At 62.4% G+C, this 25,657-nt stretch carries 25 protein-coding genes and 1 tRNA gene; 6 read left to right on the top strand and 20 right to left on the bottom strand.

Annotated features, from left to right (window positions below; all coding sequences use genetic code 11):
- Window positions 1-73 precede the first annotated feature (73 nt).
- From rpoB to secE, 7 genes are all read right to left on the bottom strand, one after another.
- Window positions 74-4,210, bottom strand: a complete 4,137-nt coding sequence (rpoB, locus tag M3465_RS08045; protein WP_249501224.1) for a DNA-directed RNA polymerase subunit beta — start codon at window positions 4,208-4,210, stop codon at window positions 74-76.
- Between the two features lie 245 nt (window positions 4,211-4,455).
- On the bottom strand, window positions 4,456-4,836 hold the full coding sequence (gene rplL / locus M3465_RS08040) for a 50S ribosomal protein L7/L12 (RefSeq protein ID WP_249501223.1): 381 nt from the start codon (window positions 4,834-4,836) through the stop codon (window positions 4,456-4,458).
- A 69-nt stretch (window positions 4,837-4,905) separates the two neighbouring features.
- A complete protein-coding gene (gene rplJ / locus M3465_RS08035) occupies window positions 4,906-5,418 on the bottom strand; it encodes a 50S ribosomal protein L10 (RefSeq protein ID WP_249501222.1) in 513 nt (170 codons plus the stop codon).
- A 398-nt stretch (window positions 5,419-5,816) separates the two neighbouring features.
- Entirely contained in the window at window positions 5,817-6,515 is a 699-nt protein-coding gene (gene rplA / locus M3465_RS08030) for a 50S ribosomal protein L1 (RefSeq protein ID WP_249501221.1), read from the bottom strand.
- Window position 6,516: 1 nt separating this feature from the next.
- On the bottom strand, window positions 6,517-6,966 hold the full coding sequence (rplK, locus tag M3465_RS08025) for a 50S ribosomal protein L11 (RefSeq protein ID WP_249501220.1): 450 nt from the start codon (window positions 6,964-6,966) through the stop codon (window positions 6,517-6,519).
- A gap of 125 nt (window positions 6,967-7,091) precedes the next feature.
- Complete coding sequence (gene nusG, locus M3465_RS08020) at window positions 7,092-7,625, bottom strand: transcription termination/antitermination protein NusG (protein ID WP_249501219.1); 534 nt, start codon at window positions 7,623-7,625, stop codon at window positions 7,092-7,094.
- A 189-nt stretch (window positions 7,626-7,814) separates the two neighbouring features.
- Window positions 7,815-8,012: a preprotein translocase subunit SecE gene (secE, locus tag M3465_RS08015; protein WP_249501218.1), complete on the bottom strand. Its 198-nt coding sequence runs from the start codon at window positions 8,010-8,012 to the stop codon at window positions 7,815-7,817.
- A gap of 105 nt (window positions 8,013-8,117) precedes the next feature.
- Here secE and M3465_RS08010 point away from each other — a divergent pair, with 105 nt between their 5' ends.
- Entirely contained in the window at window positions 8,118-8,879 is a 762-nt protein-coding gene (locus M3465_RS08010; protein WP_249501217.1) for a hypothetical protein, read from the top strand.
- Window positions 8,880-8,949: 70 nt separating this feature from the next.
- Here M3465_RS08010 and M3465_RS08005 read toward each other — a convergent pair.
- From M3465_RS08005 to dgcN, 7 genes are all read right to left on the bottom strand, one after another.
- A tRNA-Trp gene (locus tag M3465_RS08005) sits at window positions 8,950-9,025 on the bottom strand.
- Between the two features lie 149 nt (window positions 9,026-9,174).
- Window positions 9,175-10,350 (bottom strand): elongation factor Tu, encoded by a 1,176-nt coding sequence (gene tuf, locus M3465_RS08000; RefSeq protein WP_249501216.1) that lies wholly within the window; start codon window positions 10,348-10,350, stop codon window positions 9,175-9,177.
- A gap of 127 nt (window positions 10,351-10,477) precedes the next feature.
- Window positions 10,478-11,113, bottom strand: coding sequence for a hypothetical protein (locus M3465_RS07995; protein WP_249501215.1), 636 nt, complete (start codon window positions 11,111-11,113; stop codon window positions 10,478-10,480).
- A gap of 67 nt (window positions 11,114-11,180) precedes the next feature.
- Window positions 11,181-12,380 carry an NAD(P)/FAD-dependent oxidoreductase gene (locus M3465_RS07990; protein ID WP_249501214.1) on the bottom strand — a complete coding sequence of 400 codons (1,200 nt, stop codon included), beginning with the start codon at window positions 12,378-12,380 and terminating at the stop codon, window positions 11,181-11,183.
- Between the two features lie 3 nt (window positions 12,381-12,383).
- Window positions 12,384-13,247, bottom strand: coding sequence for a D-amino-acid transaminase (locus tag M3465_RS07985; protein ID WP_502846103.1), 864 nt, complete (start codon window positions 13,245-13,247; stop codon window positions 12,384-12,386).
- Between the two features lie 12 nt (window positions 13,248-13,259).
- The gene (gene dgcA / locus M3465_RS07980; RefSeq protein WP_249501213.1) at window positions 13,260-14,222 is read right to left on the bottom strand and encodes an N-acetyl-D-Glu racemase DgcA; all 963 of its coding nucleotides are present in this window, start codon (window positions 14,220-14,222) and stop codon (window positions 13,260-13,262) included.
- Between the two features lie 76 nt (window positions 14,223-14,298).
- Window positions 14,299-15,300: an N-acetyltransferase DgcN gene (gene dgcN / locus M3465_RS07975; RefSeq protein WP_249501212.1), complete on the bottom strand. Its 1,002-nt coding sequence runs from the start codon at window positions 15,298-15,300 to the stop codon at window positions 14,299-14,301.
- 254 nt (window positions 15,301-15,554) lie between these two features.
- Between dgcN and M3465_RS07970 the strand changes: the two genes are divergently transcribed.
- Window positions 15,555-16,514 (top strand): L-malyl-CoA/beta-methylmalyl-CoA lyase, encoded by a 960-nt coding sequence (locus M3465_RS07970; RefSeq protein WP_249501211.1) that lies wholly within the window; start codon window positions 15,555-15,557, stop codon window positions 16,512-16,514.
- 51 nt (window positions 16,515-16,565) lie between these two features.
- On the opposite strand, the gene M3465_RS07965 is transcribed toward M3465_RS07970, so the two are convergent.
- The 3 genes from M3465_RS07965 to M3465_RS07955 all read right to left on the bottom strand — a co-directional run bounded on the left by M3465_RS07965 (window position 16,566) and on the right by M3465_RS07955 (window position 17,843).
- Complete coding sequence (locus tag M3465_RS07965; RefSeq protein ID WP_502846109.1) at window positions 16,566-17,042, bottom strand: transglycosylase SLT domain-containing protein; 477 nt, start codon at window positions 17,040-17,042, stop codon at window positions 16,566-16,568.
- Between the two features lie 94 nt (window positions 17,043-17,136).
- A complete protein-coding gene (locus M3465_RS07960) occupies window positions 17,137-17,292 on the bottom strand; it encodes a hypothetical protein (RefSeq protein WP_249501209.1) in 156 nt (51 codons plus the stop codon).
- A 107-nt stretch (window positions 17,293-17,399) separates the two neighbouring features.
- Window positions 17,400-17,843 (bottom strand): Lrp/AsnC family transcriptional regulator, encoded by a 444-nt coding sequence (locus M3465_RS07955; protein WP_249501208.1) that lies wholly within the window; start codon window positions 17,841-17,843, stop codon window positions 17,400-17,402.
- An 83-nt stretch (window positions 17,844-17,926) separates the two neighbouring features.
- Between M3465_RS07955 and M3465_RS07950 the strand changes: the two genes are divergently transcribed.
- From M3465_RS07950 to dtd, 3 genes are all read left to right on the top strand, one after another.
- Window positions 17,927-18,523, top strand: a complete 597-nt coding sequence (locus tag M3465_RS07950) for a LysE family translocator (protein WP_249501207.1) — start codon at window positions 17,927-17,929, stop codon at window positions 18,521-18,523.
- Between the two features lie 65 nt (window positions 18,524-18,588).
- Complete coding sequence (locus M3465_RS07945; protein ID WP_249501206.1) at window positions 18,589-19,551, top strand: acetyl-CoA carboxylase carboxyltransferase subunit alpha; 963 nt, start codon at window positions 18,589-18,591, stop codon at window positions 19,549-19,551.
- Between the two features lie 3 nt (window positions 19,552-19,554).
- On the top strand, window positions 19,555-19,998 hold the full coding sequence (dtd, locus tag M3465_RS07940; RefSeq protein ID WP_249501205.1) for a D-aminoacyl-tRNA deacylase: 444 nt from the start codon (window positions 19,555-19,557) through the stop codon (window positions 19,996-19,998).
- Between the two features lie 59 nt (window positions 19,999-20,057).
- Here dtd and lanM read toward each other — a convergent pair whose 3' ends face one another.
- Complete coding sequence (gene lanM, locus M3465_RS07935) at window positions 20,058-22,925, bottom strand: type 2 lanthipeptide synthetase LanM (RefSeq protein ID WP_249501204.1); 2,868 nt, start codon at window positions 22,923-22,925, stop codon at window positions 20,058-20,060.
- Window positions 22,926-22,936: 11 nt separating this feature from the next.
- Window positions 22,937-23,266, bottom strand: a complete 330-nt coding sequence (locus M3465_RS07930) for a hypothetical protein (RefSeq protein WP_249501203.1) — start codon at window positions 23,264-23,266, stop codon at window positions 22,937-22,939.
- A gap of 181 nt (window positions 23,267-23,447) precedes the next feature.
- On the opposite strand from M3465_RS07930, the gene M3465_RS07925 reads away from it, so the two are divergent.
- Entirely contained in the window at window positions 23,448-24,347 is a 900-nt protein-coding gene (locus tag M3465_RS07925) for a LysR family transcriptional regulator (protein ID WP_249501202.1), read from the top strand.
- A gap of 124 nt (window positions 24,348-24,471) precedes the next feature.
- Here M3465_RS07925 and M3465_RS07920 read toward each other — a convergent pair whose 3' ends face one another.
- Window positions 24,472-25,653 carry a beta-barrel domain-containing protein gene (locus tag M3465_RS07920; RefSeq protein ID WP_249501201.1) on the bottom strand — a complete coding sequence of 394 codons (1,182 nt, stop codon included), beginning with the start codon at window positions 25,651-25,653 and terminating at the stop codon, window positions 24,472-24,474.
- Window positions 25,654-25,657 lie beyond the last annotated feature (4 nt).

Genomic DNA, 25,657 nt, shown 5'->3' with positions numbered 1-25,657 from the left:
AATGGGGGCGTGGGGGATGAAGCCGGGCGTCAATTCCTTCGAAGAAATTGGCGCCCGGTGCGACCGCGGTCGCTTATTCTTCGTCCTCCGCATCCAGGAGTTCCATGTTCAGGCCGAGGCCGCGGACTTCTTTCACGAGCACGTTGAAGCTCTCGGGAACGCCCGCTTCGAAATTGTCCTCGCCCTTGACGATGCTTTCATAGACCTTGGTCCGGCCCGCCACGTCGTCCGATTTCACCGTCAGCATCTCCTGCAAGGTGTAGGCCGCGCCATAGGCTTCCAGCGCCCAGACCTCCATCTCACCGAAGCGCTGGCCGCCGAACTGCGCCTTGCCGCCCAGAGGCTGCTGGGTGACGAGGCTGTAAGGCCCGGTCGAGCGCGCATGGATCTTGTCGTCGACAAGGTGGTGCAGCTTGAGCAGATACTTCACGCCCACGGTCACGGGGCGGGCAAATTGCTCGCCGGTGCGACCGTCGAAGAGGATGGACTGGCCCGAGGTATCGAAGCCCGCGCGTGTCAGCGCGTCGTTCACATCCGCCTCCTTGGCGCCATCGAAGACCGGCGTCGCGATCGGCACACCATGCGTGACGTTGCCTGCCGCAGTGACAAGCTCGGCCTCTTCCATGTCGGCGATGCCCTCCTGATAGACATCGTCGCCATAGGCAATCCGCATCGCTTCGCGCACCGGGGTCAGATCGCCGGAGCGGCGATAATCCTGCAACGCTTCGTCGATCTTGACGCCCAGACCGCGCGCGGCCCAGCCCATGTGGGTTTCGAGGATCTGACCGACGTTCATCCGCGATGGAACACCCAACGGGTTGAGGCAGAAATCGACCGGCGTGCCATCCGCGAGGAACGGCATGTCCTCCATCGGGACCACCTTGGAAATAACTCCCTTGTTGCCGTGACGTCCGGCCATCTTGTCGCCCGGCTGCAGCTTGCGCTTTACCGCGACAAAGACCTTGACCATCTTCATCACGCCCGGGGGCAGATCGTCGCCGCGACGGACCTTTTCGACCTTGTCCTCGAAACGGGCATCGAGGGCACGCTTCTGCGCCTCGTACTGCTCGTTCAGGGCCTCCATGATCTTGGCGTCGTCTTCGTCTTCGAGCGCCAGCTGCCACCACTGACCGCGGGTCAGGCTATCCAGCAGCTCTTCGGTGATCTGGCTGTTCGCTTTCACACCTTTGGGGCCTTTGACGGCGGTCTTGCCAAGGATCAGATCCTTGAGACGCGCATAGATGTTGCGGTCCAGAATGGCCAACTCGTCGTCCCGGTCACGGGCGAGGCTTTCGACCTCTTCCCGCTCGATCTGAAGCGCACGTTCGTCCTTTTCAACACCGTGGCGGTTGAAGACCCGGACTTCGACAACCGTGCCGAAATCGCCCGGCTTAACGCGCAGCGACGTATCGCGCACGTCCGAGGCTTTCTCACCAAAGATCGCACGGAGGAGTTTTTCCTCGGGCGTCATCGGGCTTTCGCCCTTCGGTGTGATTTTACCGACGAGAATGTCGCCCGGTTCGACATCCGCGCCGATATAGACGATGCCCGCCTCATCGAGGTTGCGCAGCGCTTCCTCGCCGACGTTCGGAATATCGCGGGTGATTTCTTCCGGCCCGAGTTTCGTGTCGCGCGCCGCGACCTCGAATTCCTCGATATGGACGGAGGTGAACACGTCGTCCCGCGAAATCCGCTCGGAGATCAGGATCGAGTCTTCGTAGTTGTAGCCGTTCCACGGCATGAACGCGACGATCACGTTCTTGCCGAGCGCCAGTTCCCCCAGATCGGTCGAGGGGCCATCGGCGATCACCTCGCCCTTGCCCACCGTGTCGCCCACATTGACCAGCGGACGCTGGTTGATGCAGGTGTTCTGGTTGGAACGCTGGAACTTGCGCAGACGGTAGATGTCCACGCCGGCATCGCCCAGCTCCAGATCCTCGGTCGCGCGGACAACGATACGCGTTGCATCGACCTGGTCGATCACACCTGCCCGGCGCGCCATGATGGCCGCGCCGGAATCCCGTGCAACCACACCTTCGATCCCCGTGCCCACCAGCGGCGCCTCGGAACGGAGTGTCGGGACCGCCTGACGCTGCATGTTCGAGCCCATCAGGGCGCGGTTCGCGTCGTCGTTTTCCAGGAACGGAATAAGGGAGGCCGCAACCGAGACCAGCTGTTTCGGCGACACGTCGATTAGATCGACGCTTTCATTCGGCGCAAGCGTGTATTCGCCGGCCTGACGGGTGTTGACGAATTCATTGATGAACTTGCCATCCTCGTCCAGCGTCGCGTTGGCCTGCGCCACGGTATGACGCTGCTCCTCAGTGGCGGACATGTATTGCACATCATCCGTCACCCGGCCGTTCTCGACCCGGCGATAGGGCGTTTCGATGAAGCCGTATTTGTTCACACGCGCGAAGGTGGCGAGGCTGTTGATCAGGCCGATATTCGGGCCTTCCGGCGTTTCGATCGGGCACATGCGACCATAATGCGTGGCATGCACGTCGCGGACCTCGAAACCGGCCCGTTCACGGGTCAGACCGCCCGGCCCAAGCGCCGACAGGCGCCGCTTGTGCGTCACTTCCGACAGAGGGTTGGTCTGGTCCATGAACTGCGACAACTGGCTGGAGCCGAAGAATTCACGCACCGCCGCAGCCGCCGGTTTCGCATTGATCAGGTCCTGCGGCATCACCGTGTCGATCTCGACCGATGACATGCGTTCCTTGATGGCGCGCTCCATGCGCAGCAGGCCGACGCGATACTGGTTTTCCATCAGCTCGCCGACCGAGCGCACGCGGCGGTTGCCGAGATGGTCGATATCGTCGATGTCGCCGCGCCCGTCGCGCAGTTCCACTAGCGCCTTGATACAAGCGACGATATCCTCGCGGTCCAGCGTGCGCTGCGTGTCGGGCTTGTCCAGCGCAAGGCGCATGTTCATCTTGACCCGGCCGACAGCCGACAGGTCATAGCGTTCGCTGTCGAAAAACAGCGTTTCGAACAACGCAGACGCCGCATCGACGGTGGGCGGCTCGCCGGGGCGCATGACGCGATAGATGTCCATGAGCGCGGTTTCGCGGTTCATGTTCTTGTCGTTCGCCATCGTGTTGCGCATGTAGGGCCCGACGGTGACGTTATCGATGTCGAGCACCGGGATCTCGGTGATGCCCGCATCGATCAGGTCCTTGAGCGTGCCGCCCGTGACCGCGCCATCCTTGTCGACCACCCATGTCAACTCGTCCCCGGCCTCGACATAGATCGCGCCGGTATCCTCGTTGATGATATCCTTGGCGACGAACTTGCCGACGATCTGCTCGAACGGGAGCAGAAGATCGATGATCTTGCCCTCGTCGATGATCTTCTTGACGGCGCGCGGCGTGACTTTCTTGCCTGCTTCGGCGAACACCTCGCCGGTGGCCGCGTCAACCAGATCGAAGGCCGGGCGCGTGGCGCGCACGCGCTCGGGGAAGAACTTCGTCTCCCAGCCCTCGCCCTTGCGCAGCGTGTAATTTACGGTGTTGTAATAGGCATCCATGATGCCTTCCTGATCGAGTCCAAGCGCATAGAGCAGCGTCGTCACCGGCAGCTTGCGGCGGCGGTCGATGCGCGCGAAGACGAGATCCTTGGCGTCGAATTCGAAATCCAGCCAGGAGCCGCGGTAGGGAATGATCCGGCAGGCGAAGAGCAGCTTGCCCGAGCTGTGCGTCTTGCCCTTGTCATGGTCGAAGAACACGCCCGGCGAGCGGTGCATCTGGGAGACGATCACCCGCTCCGTGCCGTTCACCACGAAGGTGCCGTTGGGCGTCATCAGGGGCATGTCGCCCATGAACACGTCCTGTTCCTTGATATCCTTCACGGATTTCGCACCGGTGTCTTCATCGACATCGAACACGATCAGACGCAGCTTTACCTTGAGCGGCGCGGCATAGGTCATGTCGCGCTGCTGACATTCCTCGACGTCGTATTTGGGCTTTTCCAGCTCGTAGCTGACGAATTCCAGCACGCTGGTTTCGTTGAAATCCTTGATCGGGAAGACCGATTGGAACACGCCCTTGATCCCCTCGCCATCGAGCGGATCGGGCTGGTCGCCGGATTTCAGGAAGAGATCGTAGGAGGATTTCTGAACCTCGATGAGGTTCGGCATCTCCAGAACCTCGCGAATTTTGCCGTAATACTTACGAAGACGTTTCTGGCCAAGGTAGCTTTGCGCCATGGTCGATATCACCTTTTCATTCTCACCTGAGCGCTGCGCCGTCGGGCCCCGGCGAGCTACCCAATAGAGACAACAAGACCCCGATCAATTCATGGCACGCGTCCCACCGCGCGCCTCCCGATCCTCGGGTCCTGCCTGAGAAAAGCCCCTGTTCGAAAGGGCCTCTCCAAGACAGGCTTGGCTGGGCTCGGAAATTCCCGAACCCAGCCTTGAAAAAGTCCAACTCCGGGTTGCCCCGGCGCGGATTACTTAAGCTCGACCTCGGCGCCAGCTGCTTCCAGCTTGCCCTTGATCTCTTCGGCTTCGTCCTTGGAAACCTGCTCCTTGACGGCCTTGCCACCTGCTTCGACCAGCTCCTTGGCTTCCTTGAGGCCAAGACCGGTGATGCCGCGGACTTCCTTGATCACGTTGATCTTGGAAGCACCTGCCGACTTCAGGATGACGTCGAATTCGGTCTGCTCTTCAGCAGCAGCGCCGCCGCCTGCATCGGCCGGGCCCGCCATCATCACGGCGCCGCCTGCTGCGGGCTCGATGCCGTATTCGTCCTTCAGGATGGTTTTCAGTTCTTGTGCTTCGAGAAGCGTCAGACCAACGATCTCTTCTGCGAGTTTTTTCAGATCAGCCATTGTGACTTTCCTTGATAAGATGTGTTCCAACGTCAGGGTTACAACCCCACGAGGGTTTCGACTGTTGCCTTACGCCGCTTTCTCTTCGATGGTCGAAAGAATGGACGCGATATTCGATGCAGGTGCGCCGATCGCCCCGGCGATGTTCGAAGCGGGTGCGCCGATCATGCCAGCGATGGTAGCGATAAGCTCCTCGCGCGACGGCATCTTCGACACGGCTTCAACGCCGGCCCGGTCAAGTGCGTTCTCACCCATCGCACCGCCAAGGATCTCGAACTTGCTGTTCTCCTTGGCGAAATCCTCGGCCACCTTGGCTGCAGCCACGGGGTCTTCGGAATAGGTGAGAACCGTCATCCCGCTCAGGTAGCTTGCGATGCTCTCGCAAGGCTTCCCATCGAGCGCGATCTTGGCCAGACGGTTCTTGGCGACACGTACGGAACTGCCAGCAGCGCGTGCGCGCCCCCGCAGATCCTGCATCTCGGCAACTGTGAGACCTTCGTAGTGGGCAACCACAACGACGCCAGAGCTTTCGAAGATCTGGCCGAGTTCCTCGACCACTTTCTCTTTTTGGGCTCTATCCACAGGTTTTCTCCAGTTTGGGGGGCGAGCCCCCCGGCTCAGTCATACCGGATCGCTCCGGCGGTTTTGGTCCGCATCAAGCGGTCCCAAACCCGCCGCGCGCTCGACGGTCGAGCCTCGGCATTCGGTCTGTTCCCGCCTCGGGCAGGATTTATCGCAGCTCGCGCCGCCACCCACCGTCTCGGACGTAATGCAAAAGAGCGCGGGACGAATCGCGCGCTCTCTTACAGCGGGTGGCATACTGCGTTCCTCCCCGATTGCCAACCCCGGAAAGCCGGTTTTCGCCGAATGTCAAATCGATCCTGCCAGAACGGCAAAAAGCGGCGCCCGGTAGAGCGCCGCCTTGGAATCGAAGCCCCGTTTGCGTCGACGCAAACAGGTCAATGCGTCAACGCATTGATTTACTGGCTGGCCGCGTCCTCGACCGAAACGCTGACGCCCGGACCCATGGTCGAGCTCAGCGCGATCTTCTTCATGTAGGTGCCCTTGGAGCCGCTCGGCTTGGCCTTGGCAACCGCATCGACGAACGCCTTGACGTTCTCGACCAGCTTGGCCTCGTCGAAGGAGACCTTGCCGACGCCCGCATGGACGACACCGGCCTTCTCTGCCTTGAACTGCACCTGGCCGCCCTTCGCCGCCTCGACGGCTTCCTTGACGTCCATCGTCACGGTGCCGACCTTGGGGTTCGGCATCAAGTTGCGCGGACCCAGCACCTTGCCCAGACGGCCGACGATCGGCATCATGTCGGGCGTTGCGATGCAGCGGTCGAAGTTGATTTCGCCGGACTGGATCGTTTCCATCAGATCCTCTGCGCCGACGATATCGGCGCCCGCTTCCTTGGCCTCATCGGCCTTGGGACCGCGTGCGAAGACGGCGACGCGCACGGTCTTGCCGGTGCCATTCGGCAGACCGACGACACCGCGCACCATTTGGTCGGCATGGCGCGGATCGACGCCGAGATTCATCGCGATCTCGACAGTTTCATCGAATTTCGCGTTGGCATTGGCCTTGATCAGGGAGACCGCTTCCTCGACGGAAATGTCTTCCTTGCCGGCGAAAGCCTCGCGTGCGGCGCGGGTGCGTTTTCCAAGTTTCGCCATCTTACTTCACCTCGATACCCATGGACTTCGCCGCGCCCACGATGGTTTTCATTGCACTCTCAACGTCATTGGAGTTGAGATCCTTCATCTTCGCTTCCGCGATCTCGCGCACCTGCGCGACGGTGACGGTCGCGATGGTTTCACGGCCCGGCGTTTCGGCACCGCGCGGGCGGTTGCGCTTGCCCACCGGCTTCAGACCGGCGGCCTTCTTGAGATAGTAGGACGCGGGCGGCGTCTTGATGTTCATGGTGAAGGATTTGTCCTGGTAATAGACAATCTCCGTCGGGCAGGGAGCACCCTGCTCCATATCCTGCGTTTTCGCGTTGAACGCCTTGCAGAATTCCATGATGTTGATGCCGCGCTGACCCAGTGCGGGGCCGACGGGCGGGCTGGGGTTGGCTTGACCTGCAGGGATCTGCAGCTTCATCTTGCCGGCGAGTTTCTTGGCCATCTGGCCTCTCCTTATCCAACGACCTCGGGGCGCGCCCCTCGATCATTCATGTTGTGTGGTCCGGTCCGCGACGCGCGCGCCGCTCGCCTCCCACGCTCGGGTGGCGGGTCGCCCCGCCGAACACGTCAGCCCTGTTTCGTGACCTGCGTGTATTCCAGCTCGACCGGGGTTTCCCGGCCGAAGATGACGACCGACACCTTGAGGCGCTGGTTGTCGTCGTCCACTTCCTCGATCATGCCGTCGAAATCCTCGAACGGGCCATCGTTGACCTTGACCTTCTCGCCCACCTCGAAATGGATGAGCTGACGCGGCGCTTCCTCACCCTCGGCAACACGGCCGAGAATCGCCTGCACCTCGGCATCTCGCATCGGCATGGGCCGGCCCTGCGGCCCCAGAAAGCCGGTGACGCGGTTGATCGAATTGATGAGGTGATAGCCCTGGTCCGACATCTCCATGCGCACAAGAACGTAACCGGGCATGAAACGCCGCTCCGCCGTGACCTTCTTGCCGCGGCGAATCTCGATCACCTCCTCGGTGGGCACGAGCACTTCCTCGATCTGGTCCTGAAGCCCCTGCTCCTCGACCGCCTGAAGGATCTGCTCGGCGATTTTCTTCTCGAAATTCGACAGGACACTGACCGAATACCACCGCTTCGCCATCTGGTCACAAACCTCTTTGTTCAAGCGACGAAAACGCCGTCTCGTTTCTGATCGCGGCCGGAACCGCCGGCCCGCCCCGGATCGCAAACCGGGATAAAAAATCGGCGTGCAACTCGAATCGATGCACGCCACATTCCGTTCGAAAATTTCCCTACAGCCTCGGCGAGGGACAATCAAGAGCCGACCGCCCTATCCGAACAGCGCGAGAATCCCCTGCAGACCGCTGCGGATCAGAATATCGACCAACGCGAAGAACACCGCCGTCAGCGCCGCCATGATGAACACCATCACCGTGGTCAACAGCACCTCCCGCCGGGTCGGCCAGACGATCTTGGACACTTCAGCGCGAACTTGCTGGATGAACTGAAGCGGATTGGTCGTTGCCATGCGTCTGGCCTCATGTTGACTTGATCTGCCCCGCACTTAACCAAGCCCGCGCGTCTTTTCAAGCAATGAGACCATATCGCGCAGCACATATATACGTGAGAGCGCATGCTGGAAGGCAGCGCGACGCGCATTCCATGTGAGCGCTCACAGGGCCGGCGAAATTTTTTCGGGCACGCCGGGAACGATATTTCGGGCAGACTGTTGTCTCCCCAGAACCGGAGGCAAAGACGACCGACCGGAGAGAGTTTGAGTAATCAGCCCGCCGGGCTGGAAAGGATCGAAATGAAACGCTTGATGATTGCAACGGCCCTCGCAACCACCCTCGGCACCGGCGCGTTCGCCCTGACCGAAGCCGAAATGATCGAGGTGCAGACCTTCAACACCGATATCGACACGTCCGGCTATACCGAGCAAGACTACAATATCGCCTACGGCATCATTCATTCGGGCATGTCCCATGGTGAGAAGACCGCCAAGCTGAAGGCGCTTGAGCATGACAACAATATCGATATGGGCCCCGTCCGCCTGAGCGAAGCAGAAATCGCACGTCTGCGCGAATATGCGCCCGATGCCGATCTGACCAATGTCACGCAAGCGCAAGCCGAAGCGGCGCTGGCCGTATCCTATGGCGCCAATTCCGAAGCTGAAGCTGCGTCCCGCGTTGCCAGCATCCTGCAAGGTAAGGAGATGGACGACGAGACGACGGCTGCAATGAACACCGGACGCATCAACATTCTGCGCTCCTATGTTCCGGATGCCGACCTCGCCGGCTTGACGGAAGACGAACTTGAACTCGCGCTCGCCTATGCCCATAGCGGCATGTCCCGCGGTGAGAAAGTGGAGCGAATCCAGGCATTGCTGAACTAAGCGCGCTTCCGCACCACCGATCGAAAGGCCGTCCATTCGGGCGGCCTTTTTTTGTTCGTCGTCTCGGGAATGGCAGGGGCACCAGGGCTCGAACCCGGGACCTACGGTTTTGGAGACCGTCGCTCTACCAACTGAGCTATACCCCTATCGCCGTGCAGACGCGTATTCCAAGACATGACGAAGATCAAGAGGCGGATCGCAACGCGCCGCAGGATTTTGAGCAAAGAAAAAGGGCGGCACTGGGCCGCCCCTGATTTCGTTGGGCCGGACACATGCGCCCGGCCCGGCATTGCGATTACTCGACGATCTTCGACACGACGCCGGAGCCGACGGTGCGGCCGCCTTCGCGGATGGCGAAGCGCAGGCCCTCTTCCATCGCGATCGGTGCGATCAGCTCGACCTCGAACTTCAGGTTGTCGCCCGGCATCACCATCTCGGTGCCCGAGGGCAGCGTCACGGTGCCGGTCACATCCGTCGTGCGGAAGTAGAACTGCGGACGGTAGTTCGCGAAGAACGGCGTGTGGCGGCCGCCCTCTTCCTTGGTCAGGATGTAGACCTCGGCCTCGAACTTGGTGTGCGGCGTCACCGAACCCGGCTTGCACAGAACCTGCCCGCGCTCGACACCGTCACGGTCCACGCCGCGCAGCAGCGCGCCGATATTGTCGCCCGCCTCGCCGCGATCGAGCAGCTTGCGGAACATCTCGACGCCCGTGCAGGTCGTCTTCTTGGTGTCGCGGATGCCGACGATCTCGATCTCGTCGCCGACGTTGATCACGCCCCGCTCGACACGGCCCGTCACCACGGTGCCGCGGCCGGAGATCGAGAACACGTCCTCGATCGGCATCAGGAACGGCTGATCCACAGCGCGCTCGGGCTGCGGGATGTATTCGTCGACCGCCGCCATCAGCTCCTTGATCTTCTCCTCGCCGATTTCCGGATCACGGCCTTCCATCGCCGCCAGCGCCGAGCCCGCGATGATCGGAATGTCGTCGCCCGGGAAATCATACTCGGACAGAAGCTCGCGCACCTCCATCTCGACCAGCTCGAGAAGCTCGGGATCGTCCACCTGGTCGACCTTGTTGAGGAACACGACCATCGCCGGAATGCCCACCTGGCGGCCCAGCAGGATGTGCTCGCGCGTCTGCGGCATCGGACCGTCGGCGGCGTTCACCACCAGGATCGCGCCGTCCATCTGCGCTGCGCCGGTGATCATGTTCTTGACGTAGTCGGCGTGGCCGGGGCAGTCGACATGCGCGTAGTGGCGCGCGTCGGTCTCGTATTCCACATGCGCGGTCGAGATCGTGATCCCGCGCGCCTTCTCTTCCGGCGCGCCGTCGATCTGGTCATAGGCACGGAAATCGCCGAAATACTTCGTGATCGCCGCCGTCAGCGTCGTCTTGCCGTGGTCAACGTGACCGATCGTGCCAATGTTGCAGTGCGGCTTGCCGCGCTCAAACTTTTCCTTGCCCATCTTTTCAGACGCCTCGTGCGTTGGGGGGCCGGTCGCGGCCCGGTTTTCATCGCGCGCCGTTTATGCGCGAAAATGCGGGAAATCAAGCCCAAACCGGCGTGCCGAACAGGCGTGGTGGCCGCCGCTATCAGCGCATGTCGGGGCGTGCCGCCGCGGCGCGCATGGTTTGCGCAACCCCGGCAGGCACCACGATCTTTTCGGCGGCGGACGCGTCTTGGCCTTCGGCTGGGCCGTCCACCCGCTCCGGTGACGCGCCGCCGAACCAACCGTCGCTTTCCTGCATCTCGCGCAGCCACACTTCGGTCAGCCGCGCGGCTTCCTCGGCCAGACCTTTCATCTGGTCCTCGCGGCTTTTCGTGAGCCGGGATTCGAACACCTTGATGACCTGTATCTGTTCCGGCGTCTCGTTCAGCTTGGCCTGAGCGGCATCGTCCCAAACCGTCACATTCAAAGCCAGCGCCGATTTCCCCGGCACGATGGGCGGCGGAAGGGAATAGGCCTCTGCGCTGATGCCGAAATGGTAGTATTTCTCCCCCTCGAACCGCTTGAACCGCGTGGCGAAAGCGGCCTCGACCGTTTCGGTCCATTCATCGGCGGTCGCCTCGCGCGAGATCAGGAGCTTTTGCAGGTTCGGCGCGACCACGCCGATATGCCCGAGACCGAAATCGCCGAGCGGCTCCGTCGGCTCTTCGAGATCGCGGGTCGAACTGCCACAGGCGGTCAAGCCAAGGGTAAGCAAAAGGACGGCAGGTAATCGAAGCATCAGGCCCCCGGCTCGCGGTTTTATCCTGTCTATCGAAGCTGCGCAGGGCGCGCAACGCAAGGCAGGGTCAGATCACCGCCGCTTCCGCCGGAGCAGCAGCGCCTGCCAGCCTGTCGAAATGAAACGCGCTCAGATCGAGCGTCTGGTAGCCGCCATAACACTGCCATTCCGCCACCCCGCGCCCCATCGCCGGAGCCTGCTGAAGCCCGTGGCCCGAAAAACCGTTCATGAACAGAAAATTCCCTATATCCGGATGCGGGCCGAGAATGGCGTTGTGATCGACGACGTTCATCTCATAGTGCCCGCACCAGCTGTGCGTCAGTCGGATCGCTTCGAATTGCGGGATACGCCGCGCCAGACGCGGCCAGACCTCGTTTTCCCAAAGCCCATGATCCATGGCGAAATCGTCGTATCCCTCCACCCGGTCATCGCCGAAATGCCCGCCCGCCTGATAAGTGCCGCCACCATTCTCGCGCACATGCAGGCCGGACGGGTCGATCGTGAGCGGCAGGTCGCGCGGCAGCGGCGTTTCGGCGCGGAAGATCCACGAACAGCGCTTGCGCGGCTCCACCGGCACCGCGATTCCCGCCATCGCCGCCGTTTGCGCCGCCCTCGGGCCGGTGGCATTGACCACAGCGCCGCAGCCGATGACTTCGCCACTCGCCAGCGTCACGCTTTCCACGCGCCCGGCTTGCGCGGCCATTCCGACAACCTCGTTCTGGATATAGACGGCACCGCGTTTTTGCGCCTGACGCCGGAGCGCATCGAACACGGCCATGCTATCGAAATATCCCTCCCGGTCGGTATTGATCGAACCGAGAACGATATCGCCGAGCGCGTAGAACGGATACTCTGCCGCAATCTCGGCCGGCGCAAGCAGCCGCGTCGCGGCGCCCTCCGCAGTCTGAATGCGCTGCCGCTGTCGAAGCTCCTGTGCAAAGCCCTCGCTATCGGCGAGATAGAGATACCCGAAATTGCGGATCGCCAGTTGGGGCACATCCTGCGTGCCCATGCGGTCCGGCATGGACTCGATAAAATCCGCGCCGAACTGGCTGATCCGCACATTGAGCGCGGTGCTGAATTGCTGGCGGATGCAGCTTGTCGAATGTGCCGTGGCGCAGTTCGCGAAACTCGTATCGCGCTCGATGACGAGGATCGTTCCGTTGAAGCCCAGATCGGTCAGGAACCATGCCGCGGCGGAGCCCATGATCGCGCCGCCGACGATCACGACATCATAGGCGGGTCTCTCGGGCCGCTCGAGCGTCAAGGCTCAGACCGCCGCCTTGCGGCTTTCGTCGAGGTATATCTCGCGCAGTCGCAAGGTCCGCGCCCCCGGCGCACCGTCGCCCAGCGGCACCCCATCGATCTCGACCACGGGCATCACGAAGGCCGATGCCGAGGTAATGAAGGCCTCATCCGCCGCCTTGGCCTCATCGATGGTGAAATCGCGCTCCTCAACCTGCATTTGCGCCTCATCGGCAAAGCGCAGTACGGCCTCGCGGGTGATCCCGTGCAGGATATCGTTCGACAGCGCACGCGTGACGATCGTGTTGCCCTTGACGATATAGGCGTTGTTGCTCGTGCCTTCGGTCACGCAGCCATCCTGCACCATCCATGCGTCATCCGCGCCCGCCTTCTTGGCCATCATCTTGCCCATCGAGGGATACAGAAGCTGCACGGTCTTGATGTCGCGGCGCGCCCAGCGCGCGTCGTCGATGGAGATGATCCTGATCCCGGTCCTGGCAGCCGGGTTATCGGCCAAGCCCGGCTTGTTCTGCGTGAAAAGCACGACCGTCGGCTCCGTCGTTTCGGGATCGGGAAAGACGAAATCGCGATCGCCGGGCGCGCCGCGCGTGATTTGCAGATAGACCAGCCCGTCCTCGATGCCGTTCACCCGCACAAGCTCGCGGTGAATCTCCAGCAGGTCGTCGAACATCGCCGGCTTCCGAATATCGAGCTCACGCAGGGAACGCTCCAGCCGCCGGGCATGACCCGCGAAATCAATGAGCTTGCCGCCAAGAACGCTCGTCACCTCGTAAACGCCATCGGCCATCAGAAAGGCGCGATCGAAGATTGAGACCTTCGCCTCATGCTCGGGCAGATATTCTCCGTTCACGTAAACGGTGCGCGTCATGGGCGGATCTCCTTATCCCCAAAGACCGGGCGCCGGGGGATGCACGCCCGCTTCGTCAAACAACAACGGCTCGTCCCGGTCTTCGGCCAGAAGCAGCGGCCCGTCAAGATCGGTGATCGCCGCGCCCTGCGCCACCAGCACCGCCGGCGCCATCGCCAGCGACGAGCCCACCATGCACCCGACCATGATGTCATACCCCTCGGCCCGCGCCGCGTCGCGCAGCGCAAGCGCCTCGGTCAGCCCGCCCGTCTTGTCGAGCTTGATGTTGACCATGTCATACTTGCCCATCAGCCCCGGCAGCGATGCCCGGTCATGGCAGCTCTCGTCGGCACACAGCGGAACCGGGCGGTCCAGCCCCAGAAGCGCGTCATCCTCGCTTGCCGGCAAGGGCTGCTCCACCAGCGCCACGCCCAGCCTTTGCAGATGCGGCGCGAGATCGGAATAGACCTCCGCGCTCCACCCTTCATTCGCATCCACGATGATCCTCGCCTCCGGCGCCCCCGCGCGCACTGCTTCGAGCCGCGGCATGTCGTCCGGCGTGCCGAGCTTGATCTTGAGCAGCGCGCGCTGCGCATTGCGCGTCGCCTGCGCGCGCATGGCCTCCGGCGTATCCAGCGACAAGGTATAGGCCGTCACCTCCGGCCCAGGCTCGGGCAGCCCGGCAAGTTCCCAGACACGGCATCCGGCACGTTTCGCCTCCAGATCCCACAGCGCGCAATCCACCGCGTTGCGCGCGGCTCCGGCGGGCAACGCCGTCTGCAAACCCGCGCGGTCGATATCCTGCGGCAGGCTCTCGATCTGCGCCGTCACGCTGTCCAATGTCTCGCCATAACGGGCATAGGGCACGCATTCACCGCGTCCCTGCGCGCCATTCCGCGTGATCCGCACCGTCAGAACCTGTGCCTCCGTGCGGCTTCCGCGCGAGATCGTGAACACCTGAGCCAAGCGGAATACATCACGCGTCACCTCGATCACGAGCGCCCCCTTCCCGTTTCTTCTCGTTCCAAATACTCATATCCGCCGCTGACGAACGCGCGGCGATGGGGCAGGCCTACAACGCCGCCAAAGCGTCCGCCAGCCGATCCGCACCCTGCCGGAACGGATCGACAGAAGGCAACCCCATGCGCGCTTCCACTTCCTGCAAATAGCGTTCCGCATCTTCGGCGCTCATGTGCTGCGTGTTGATCGAAATGCCCACCACCTCGCAAGCCGGGTTGGCCATCCGCGCCAATAGCAGGGCGGTGTCGCGCAGCGCTTCGAGCGATGGCAGCGAATATCCCGGCAATCCGCGCATATGACTGCGCACCGGCTCGTGGCACAGGATCAGCGCATCGGGCTGTCCGCCATGAATGAGCGCAAGACTGACCCCGGAATAGGAGACATGGAACAGGCTGCCCTGCCCTTCGATGATATCCCAATGATCGTCTTCATTGTCCGGTGTCAGCCACTCGACGGAACCGGCCATGAAATCGGCCACCACCGCATCCAGCGGAACGCCATCGCCGGTGATCAGGATCCCCGTCTGGCCGGTCGGCCGAAAGGTCGCCTTCATCCCCTTGTCGCGCATCGCGCGATCAAGCGCGAGCCCGGTATACATCTTGCCGACAGAGCAATCCGTGCCCACCGCCAGCACGCGCTTGCCGCGGCGCTTCACGCCATCGGCGATCGGATAGGCCACCTCGGGCACCCGGACATCGTGCAACGCGCGGCCCGTTGCCTCGGCCACGGCAACGAGATCGGGCTCGTCGCGCAGAAGGTTGTGCAGCCCCGAGGCAAGATCGAATCCCTCTTCCAGCGCCATGACCAGCACCTTTTTCCACGCCTGCGAAATCACTCCTCCACGATTGGCAACGCCGATCACCAGCGTTTCGGCGCCGGCGGCCCTGGCTTCGGAGAGGCTCATGTCGGCAAGGCCGAGATCCGTTCCACAGCCTTCGAGGCGGTATTGTCCGACGCAGTTTTCGGGGCGCCAATCGCGTATGCCATAGGCGACCTTTGCTGCCAGCGCATCGGGTGCGTCGCCAAGAAACAGAAGATAGGGCGTGCGGATCATGGGAGACCTCGTCGTCGGGTATGTCGGTTGCGGAAGCTTGGAATGAAGGCAATTCAAATTCTCTGCAAATCCTGATGCCAAACGCCGATTTTTGCGAATATTATATCGCAAATCTCATAATACGCGGGACAATCTTCGACAAACTCGGCCATCATTTGATCTTTCTGCATCTGCAAAATGCGCTTGCGAAGCATCGTGCAATTTCCTAACCCGAGAGAAGCGATACACGAAACATCCTTACCAAGAGGTGCATCATGTCCTTCCGAATCCAACCTACCGCGCCGGCCCGCCCAAACCGGTGCCAATTGTTCGGTCCCGGCTCCAACACCAAGCTTTTCGAAAAGATGGCGGGATCGGCGGCCGATGTGATCAATCTCGATCTGGAAGACAGCGTTGCCCCGACAGACAAGGACAGCGCACGTAGCAACGTGATCGAGGCGATCAACGATGTCGATTGGGGCAACAAGACACTGAGCGTGCGGATCAACGGACTGGATACGCCCTACTGGTATCGCGATGTGATCGATCTGCTCGAACAGGCGGGGCCGCGGCTCGACCAGATCATGATCCCCAAAGTCGGCTGCGCCGAGGACATCTATGCGGTTGATGCGCTGGTGACAGCGGTGGAGGCTGCGAAGGGCCGCGAGAAGAAACTCGCCTTCGAGGTCATCATCGAATCCGCCGCCGGGCTTGCGCATGTCGAGGCGATCGCCGCCTCCAGCCCGCGGCTCGAAGCGATGAGCCTCGGCGCGGCGGATTTCGCGGCGTCGATGGGGATGCAGACGACTGGGATCGGCGGCACGCAGGACAACTACTACATGCTGAAGGACGGCGCGAAATATTGGTCCGATCCTTGGCACTGGGCGCAGACGGCCATCGTGGCGGCCTGCCGAACGCATGGCGTGCTGCCCGTGGACGGCCCGTTCGGCGATTTCTCGGACGATGAGGGCTTTCGTGCGCAGGCGCTCCGATCCGCAACGCTCGGCATGGTGGGAAAATGGGCCATCCACCCCAAACAGATCCCGCTTGCGAACGAGATCTTCACCCCCTCGGATGACGCGGTCACGGAAGCGCGCGAAATTCTCTCCGCGATGGAAGACGCCAAGGCGAAAGGGGAAGGCGCGACCGTCTACAAGGGCCGACTTGTCGATATCGCCTCAATCAAACAGGCCGAGGTGATCGTGCGGCAATCCGAGATGATCGCCAAGCAGTAAGCGACGCTAGAACCGCGAGGGGGTCAGACTTTTAGGAAGATCCGGCCCCGCTCAATCCCAATCCTTGCGCCCGTGCACGCCGGTTTCGTCCAGCAGGCCCATGCGCTTGGCCTCGTAATAATAGCCGCGCGCATACCAGCCGACCGCCTCTGCCTCATCGCCTTCGGCAACGAGCCATGCGCCGCGCAGATAGCGCGTTGCGTATCTCAGGTTCGTTTCGGCATCGAGCAGATCGGATGGCGCGCCGCGAAACCCCATCGTGCGCGCAGTTGCTGGGAGGATCTGCATCAGCCCAAAATACGGCCCGTTCCGGGCCTCGGGGCGATGGGTGCTCTCGCGAATGACGACGCGCTGCACCAGGCTGACCGGCACATCGTTCTCATTCGCCGCTTCAACGATCAGGCGGCGCAATTCCGGCGTTTCGTTGGGATAGAGCGCGCGCGACACGGTTGGCTCCGGCGCGGGCGTCGAACAGGCCGCGACCAGGCAAAGGCTCATCAGCGCTGAAAATCGGAGCGTCAGGGGCATGTTCATGCCGAAGCTCTGACCCAAAATCCGGCCCCGATCAAGCGCGGGGCGCGCGTATCGGCGGCGCTCCGCACAAACAGGTCGGATGGCCGCGTCAGGCGGCGTAGTATTCGCTGATCACCGGGGCCGGTGCGGAGTTGGTCACACTGACGAGCTTCGGCTCCGGGCGGTAATAGGCGTATGCTTCGTCGAGAATGGCCAGGGCTTCGGCGGCCGGTGTTGCGGGTGCGGTTCGAATTTTATGGTCCACGGAACTTACCTTTGGGCAGATGTTCTCCTCCGTGCGGCTAATGTATGCCAGCGGGCTGTCAGCGCTACCGCCAACCCCGCAAGCCCGCCTTGTGCTTCAAACATAGCTTACCCACGGTCATCCTTGGGCGATCCCATGACGACATAGGAGGTCAACGCATTGACCTGCGGAAGAACGCCCAGAACCTCGGTATGGAAGTGCTTGTAGGCCGCCAGATCGGCAACCTCGACGCGCAACAGATATTCGACGGTTCCGGTGATATTGTGACATTCCCGAACATCCGCGCAGCGCAGAATTCCCCGCTCGAATGCTTCCTGCGCAGACTTGGTGTGCTGGTTCAAGCCGACCGCGACATAGGCTACAAACCCCGCCCCGGTCTTTTCGAGGTCGAGAACCGCGCGATACCCCTTGATGACACCCGACCGTTCGAGCGCCCCGACACGGCGCAGACATGCAGACGGCGACAGCCCCACCCGCTCGGCCAGCGAGAGGTTACTTATTCGGCCATCTTGTTCCAAGCAGTGCAATATCTTGCGATCAATCTCATCCATGTTCGATTTATATTGCGAAATTCATCCGATGGTATCCATAAATCGCAACCACACCGCAATTCGGATCGCATATCCTGCACGCCATGACACTCGACATCTTCATCGCCCTTGCCGGGTTCGCCCTTGTCACGGTCATCACGCCGGGGCCGAACAATCTGATGCTCATGACCTCCGGCGCGAACTTCGGATTTCGCCGGTCTATCCCGCATATGATCGGTGTCGGGCTCGGGTTTCCGCTGATGATCGTGCCAGTCGGTCTGGGCGTGATGCAGGTTTTTGATATGTGGCCGGTATCCTATACGGTCCTGAAGGTCGCCTCGGTGCTCTACATGCTCTGGCTCGCCTGGAAGATCGCCAATGCCGCGCCGCCCAAGGATGCGCCCGACGGCGCCGGCACGCCGCTGAGCTTCCTGCAGGCGGCGGCCTTCCAATGGGTCAACCCCAAGGCATGGTCGATGGCGCTCGGAGCGATCACGCTTTACGCCACGGGACGCGATCTGGCGGCGATCCTCTGGGTTGCCTGCACCTATGTCGCGATGGGCTGTATCTCGACGACAAGCTGGACGATCCTCGGCCAGCAGTTGCGGCGCTTGCTGAACCGCCCGGCCCGCTTGCGGATCTTCAACGGCGCGATGGCCTTGCTGCTCGTTGCCTCCCTGGTTCCGGTGGTGCTTCCGTAGCGTTGCAAATCGCGCGCGAGCCAGTCATATAAGCCGGCAGCCAAGGGCGAAAGGACGCAAGGCGCATGACAAACTATCTCGATTTCGAGAAACCGCTGGCTGAAATCGAAGGCAAGGCCGAAGAACTGCGCGCCATGGCGCGGGCCAACGAAGAGATGGATATCGAAGACGAGGCGCGCGCGCTCGATGCGAAGGCTGCGACGCTGCTCCGGGATCTCTACAAGAAGTTGACGCCCTGGCGCAAATGCCAGATCGCCCGCCACCCCGAACGCCCGCATTGCAAGGATTACATCGAAGCGCTCTTTTCCGAATATACACCGCTGGCCGGCGATCGGAACTTCGCCGATGACGACGCCGTGATGGGGGGTCTCGCGCGGCTGGACGATCGCCCGGTCGTCGTGATCGGCCACGAAAAGGGGCACGACACGCAAAGCCGCCTGAAGCGCAATTTCGGCATGGCCCGGCCCGAAGGATACCGCAAGGCCGTCCGGCTCATGGATCTCGCGGACCGGTTTCGCCTTCCCGTCATCACTTTGGTGGACACGCCCGGCGCTTTCCCCGGCAAGGGCGCGGAAGAGCGCGGCCAGTCGGAGGCCATCGCGAGATCGACGGAAAAATGCCTGCAGATCGGAGTGCCGCTGCTGTCGGTCATTATCGGCGAAGGCGGATCGGGCGGCGCGGTGGCCTTTGCCACCGCCGACAGGCTGGCGATGCTGGAACACTCGGTCTACTCCGTCATCTCGCCGGAAGGTTGCGCATCCATCCTTTGGAAAGACGCGGAGAAGATGCGAGAGGCGGCGGAAGCGCTTCGCCTTACCGCGCAGGATCTGCACAAGCTTGGCGTCGCCGACCGGATCATCCCCGAACCGCTCGGCGGGGCACATCGCGACGCTCCCGAGACCATTCAGGCTGTCGGGGACACGTTGCGGCAAATGCTGGATGAGCTACAGGAAACCGCACCCGAGCAGCTGATCGCGGCTCGCCGGCGCAAGTTCCTCGATATGGGTGCGCACGGGCTGGCGGCCTGACAGATGCGCGCGCTCCTCCAACGCGTAAGCGACGCCTCCGTAACCGTCGATCACGAGATGATCGGCAAGATCGGCCCCGGGCTGCTGATCCTCGTCTGCGCGATGCAGGGTGATGATGAAGCCGACGCCGAAAAACTCGCTGCAAAGATCGCCAAGCTGCGTATCTTCAAAGATGAGGAGGGTCGCATGAACCGCTCCATCATCGACAGCGGCGGCAGCGCACTGATCGTCAGCCAGTTCACTCTCGCCGCCGACACTTCGCGCGGCAATCGCCCCGGCTTTTCCACGGCGGCTGCCCCGCAAGAGGGGGAACGGCTCTACGAGTGTTTTGCTGATCGGATCAGCCAACTTGGGATCCCGATGGCCAAGGGCCGTTTCGGCGCCGATATGAAGGTCGCCCTGACAAATGATGGCCCCGTTACGATCTGGATGGACAGCAACGCGTAGCCGTTCGCGGCGCAACCGGTCGCGACGTCGGCAAGCGATCCGCCGGGATCGCCCGCGCTTCATTCGAACCAGACCAGTGAGCCGATCCGATCCGGCCAAAGGCTCCGGGCGAGCGCTCCGGCAGCGCCGCCGCCGCCCGAAAAAAGCGTTGTGAATAGAGGATTCACTTTTCCGAGCGCAGTCGAGCCGATCAAGATTTCTTCTGCCTCACCCGCACGTTGCACCATTCTGGCCTGCAGTTCACGGGTAGCGCCGCCTGACAAAGCCCGCGCCCCTGTCAACAGCGCATCCAATATGCCGGACGTTCCGCAGCACAGCCCCAGCGCCGGTCGGACCAGACTTCCCCCGGCCTCTGCCGAAGCGGCGCGATACGCGCGTTCGATATCGAACGGATGCCCGACCAAATTCCATACCAGACTCCGGGCGGAAACTGCCCCGGCCCGCCCGCCGCACCAACTCCAGCCGGCCGCAGGCGGTTCTATGTTCGGAACGTGCTGCCAGCCGTTCAGATGATCGCGCCAGAAACGATCATCCGCAGACAGCGCTGCGCGCACCGTATCCAGGCTCGACCCATCGCCGCGCAAGGCCGTCCAACGCGCCAATGCCACCGCGATTCCGGTCGCTCCATGCGCGGCATGAAGTGCCGGGCGGCCCGTGCCACCGGGCCAGAAACATCCTTCAGGTCCATCCACCTTGTCCGCGATCAGATTGCGCGCCACTCCGTCTGCGATTGCCCGAAGGCCCGGACCGGGTTCCGCCGCTTCGGCGGCAAGCAGCGCCATCAACAATCCCGCACGCCCGAACATCAAGTCGCTCGGGCTGTCCGATCCGACCATTCGCGGCGCATGGCGATGCAGCAAATCAAATGCGCGTGCGATCATCGCATCATCCTGCAAAGCCGTTCCAGCGCGAAGCAATGCAAAGCAAAATCCGCCCAGACCCCGTGCGAGGCCGGGACCCCGTTCAGCCGCGAGTTCGCCGCATCCGGGATAGAGCAACGCAGCCCTTGCCATCTCGCAAAGCTCGGATCGACCGAGAATACGCCCCACCTCTGCAAGCACGATGGCCGTACCGGCAGAGCCATCGTAAAGCGCCTCGCGGTCGCGATGCGCTCGGGTTCCGGGCCGGCCTTCATCATTCGTCACCTGCGGCCACCATAATCCCGATGCGTCATATTGCGCCGCCTCGGATATGACCCGCAACAGCGTGTTCAACCTGCGCAATCGAGGGTCCGCTTCCGGCTGCGGCGAGTCCACGATGTTTGCCTCCGCCCCGACAGAAAGCCCGAGCGTTGCCGTCTGCAACACCTTGTCGTCGTCGCCCAATTCGCCAAGGCGATCGCTCATCTGCCTCAGGGGCGTCGCACCCAGTTCGGCGCCGTCGATCATGCTTTCGCGGATACCGAGCGCGAAATAGGGCACATCCGCGTGCAAAACCTGTGCAACCTCGGTTTCGAGCAGCGTATTGTCCACATCGATCTCGGCACGGGACGCGCTGGAAAGATCGCTCCGAATTGCGGCGCGCCGGCGGGATGGTGACGCCAGCGTCTCGGCACAAAGCGATCTGGCAATGACCGCTGCATACATTCGGGTCGGTCGAGGAACGAGGCGGATCGGCGCCGTGTCCAGACCGGCGGCCACGCGATCGCGGATTGCATCTTTTTCCTTGAGAACCGTGTCATAGGCCCGGGCAAATCCTTCGACGACAAAACCTACCTTGTCCACGGGAAGCACGGTTCGGCCCACCCGAAATGGCAGGTTGCTCACTCTTCGCTCACATGCCGGACAGGCGGCATAGGAAAGCTCGTCCGTATCGGGGTTGACCGGCACCAGCACATTGATCGCCTCCAACCCGAACGGAGCCAGACCGCCCATCGTATGTTCGCTCTCGGCGCTCTTCTGCGACCCGCTTGCCGCACGCCGCTGTGCGACACGGACGGGAAGCAGGCCCGACGCATAGATTGACGGGAAAGTCCGAAGGGGCGCGTTCAGGGAATGCGCGGCATGACAAACAGCCTCGTCCCGCGGCCGCAGGCTCGCAGGCAACATTGTTTCGGCATCGATTACGTAGGGGACAGCCTCGCGAACGATGATGTTCTCGTGATGCAGATCGGTCGCGCCGAGCCCATGCGCAAGCGCGGCGATAGCACCGAAGCGCCTGTAGCAGTCCTCCACATCGCTTTCGGTTTCGCAGGGCGCCGGACGGATGTGTTCGACCAGTCCAAAACCGGCCATCCTCGCCACACGCGGCATATCGGTCGTTCCCCCGAACGTGCGCTGCAAGACGTAGGCGAAGGTGTCGTTCCAGACCTGCTCGGTGGTGATGTCGCGCGGTTTGTAGACCACGCTCCCCAAGGCAAAACGCGCGATCGCCACGGAACGTCCGTGGCAATGCAGATCGGAAAGACCGAATTCCAGCGTTTCTAGTCGTCCCGGATCGGTCGCGCCCGGGCTGATGATCGCCGCCGCCTCTTTTCGATGCATGTCGAGCCGTTCGACCGTTTCCATGACAGCCGAACGCCAGTTCTCCGTCAGGCTCGCCAAAAGACGCCCGAGGGGCGTCGGGGTGCCACTGTCATCAAGGCAGTCACGCCAGAACGAGGATGACGAAAAAGAGTTCACCAGCGTTCGTCGCGCCGGACCTGTGGAGACGCCCGGTCTCCAGAAGCGGTCATGAACCGCACGAAATGCAGCAAAGCGTTCAAAGACAAATTCGTTCGTGAGCCGCCCGAGAATGACCTGCAGCCAATCCAGCGCATCGCGTTTGATCTGGGCATGATCGATGCGCTCCGGCGCAAATCGGCCAAGCGCGGCCTCGAGCGTGCGCTCCTCCTCGGCGAGATGCTCTGCAAAGACCGGGCCGAGGACGGGCGTGCAGGCCAACCGTTCCGCCTCCCTCAACGACAGGACAGCAGGCCTCATGTCCATTCGCGAAAACCCTAGTCCTGCGTCGCCACGATGATCGACGTGGTCGTGCCGGCGGTGCAGATGATCGAGGTGAGCACGCATAACGTGCAAGCCGTCCAGTCGTTATCGGCGAATTCCTCGTTGAGCGAATTGGCGGCTATGTTGCGCCCGACGAAAGGCGGAATGGGGATCGTGACCGATCTTAAATCGTCTTCCACGATCCTGATCTCGACACCATCGGGAATATCGACGCCCCGCCCGCGCAGGGTTTCGACGGGATCGGTGAGCAGTTTCCTGCGGAAATCCCTGAGCAGGCTGGCATCCAGCAGGACCCGTTCGAGCTCTGTCGACGTGATCGGCATGTCATATTCCTCCACGGCTGCGATTTTCGGGCAATGCGGCAGGCCTTTCACAGCCGATCTCGGCGTCGGGCGCTGCCTGTGCTAGGATCGATGCTAGCCGTAAGGTGACAGGCGGCGGAATAGGCACCAATACATAGGCTTTATGCGGCAATACCCGTTTCTCGCTCGAAGGCCACGGAACATGACATGGGAAAACCTCAAGATCCTGCTGGCGGTGCATCGCGAGGGATCTCAATCGAAGGCCGCGCTGTTCCTCGGAATGGATCAGTCCACCGTCGCGCGCAGGCTGTCCTGCCTCGAAGCCGAGCTTGGGGTGATCCTGTTCGTCCGGACCAAGTCCGGCCTCGTCCTGACCGACGCCGGAAAAATCGCCCTGCGCCATGCGATCCTGATCGAAACGGCCGCGCATGCCCTCGCCGAGGACATGTCCGAAACCGCCATGGAGGGCTCGGCCGGCCTTGTGCGCCTGCTCGGCAACGCGTGGATGCTCAACAGGCTCGCCGATATCGCGATGCCCGCCTTTCTGGCCCGACACCCGCGACTGGAGTTGCGACTTCTGAGCCTGACCCCGCGCGTTATCGCGCGCGGCGAGGCCTCGGTGTCCCTCTGGTTCGAGGTTGACCCGCGTGATGGTGAATTCGCCGTAGCGCTCGGTCAGGTGCCCTATGCGCTCTACCGGTCACGCAAGGCACCGCCGAACACCGACGATTGGGTGATCTTCCTCGATGAAGACGCCGCCCCGAAAACGATTACCAATGCCGCTTTGCAGATGCGCCGACCCCATGAAAAGGTCCGCCTTTCGGCAACCGACGCCGGCATTCTCCTTGCGGCCATCGCGGGCGGGATCGGCAAGGGTCTTTTGCCGATGTGTCTCGCCGAACAGGACCGCCGCCTCCGGCGTGTCGCGCCCGGTCCGCCGGAATTGCACCGGACCCTGAAACTGCATCTGCACCCGGACACCTGCGAGATGAAAAAGGTACATACCGTGGTCGATTGGCTGCACAGCATCTTTCCGCAGGTGTTCCTCCCGGCACCGCACAGCGCGTTTTACCAACATCCGTCTTCTGCATCCATGCGGTAGCCTGCCGCCCTTGGACGATGGCAAAACCTGTTCATCCGCAAACGCCGCCCCCGCCTCTTCTATTTCCGAATGCTCGGCAACCCGGTGAAGAGGCTCGCGACGGGGATCGCGCACGTTTCCACGTCTATGGCTCGCGCAGGGCTTCGCGGGACTTGTAGAGCGGCTTGAGCAGGTATTGCAGCACCGTCTTTTCTCCAGTGTGAAACTCGACCGTCGCCTGCATGCCGGGGCGAAGGTCGAGGCTGCGCTGCCGCTCGGTGATCGAAGTCGGATCAATCTGGACGGTGACCTTGTAATGCGCCGGCGCCTCGGGGCGGCGGGGATCCTTGAAGCTGTCGGCGGAGATCACGTCGACATGGCCCCTCAACGATCCGTAGATCGTGTAATCATAGGCCGACAGTTTGATCGTCGCCGCCTGCGCCGGGCGCAGCCCGCCGATATCTCGCGGGGCCGCCTGGGCCTCGACGAAAAGCTCCTCGTCCTGCGGGATGATCTGCAGGATCTCCTCGCCCGGCCGCACGACGCCGCCGATCGTCGTCACGCCCAGCTTGTTGACGATCCCGTGCATCGGGCTGGTCAACACCGTCCGGTTCAACTGGTCGCGGGAGGCGCGCAGGTTTTGCTTCAGCGTGGCGAGTTCCTTCAATGTCTCGGAATAGGCTTGCGCGCGCTGTAGCTCGGCCTGGGTCACGATCTCGTCCAGCTTGATGCGGGCATCGGCATGGGCCTTTCGCGCGCGGGTCACCTCGATCAGCGCGACGACCTTTTTGGTCAGAAGGTCCTCCAAAAGCCGCTTTTCCTCGGTCGCCTGCTCCAGAACGCGGCGCGCGCCGTCGCGCCGCGCCTCGAAATCGAGCTGTCGCGCTGCCAGAAGCGCCTTTTCGGACGCCGCCATTTCCGGGCTGCGCTGCGCCAGATGCGGCGGGATGACGAACTCGACCAGTCCGGCCATTTCGGCCTCGATCCGCAGCCGGCGGATCTCCAGCGCGGTGATCTGGTCCTCGAGATCGCCTACGGAGGATTCGAATTGCGTGCCGTAGAGCCGGGCGAGGATGTCGCCCTTCTTGACCTCGTCGCCCTCCCGGACAAGCAATTCGGCCAGGATACCCCCTTCGAGGTTCTGGATGCTTTGAGGCCGCGACGTCGAGATGAACTCGCCTTCGGCGCGCACGATCTCGTCGATCCAGGCATAGGCCGCCCAGATGACGAAGAGCCACAGCGCCGCGGCCGACAGCCAGATCACCAGCGACGGGCCGCGCAGTCGGCGACCGAGTTGGGCGGAAAGGTCGGTCGTGCTCAGCGTCATCGGC

Source organism: Marivita sp. GX14005 (assembly GCF_023370775.1).
In the GTDB taxonomy this organism is placed as follows: Bacteria; Pseudomonadota; Alphaproteobacteria; order Rhodobacterales; family Rhodobacteraceae; genus Marivita.
Note: the sequence above shows the minus strand (reverse complement) of the source record. Positions and strands in the feature narration are given on the sequence as shown.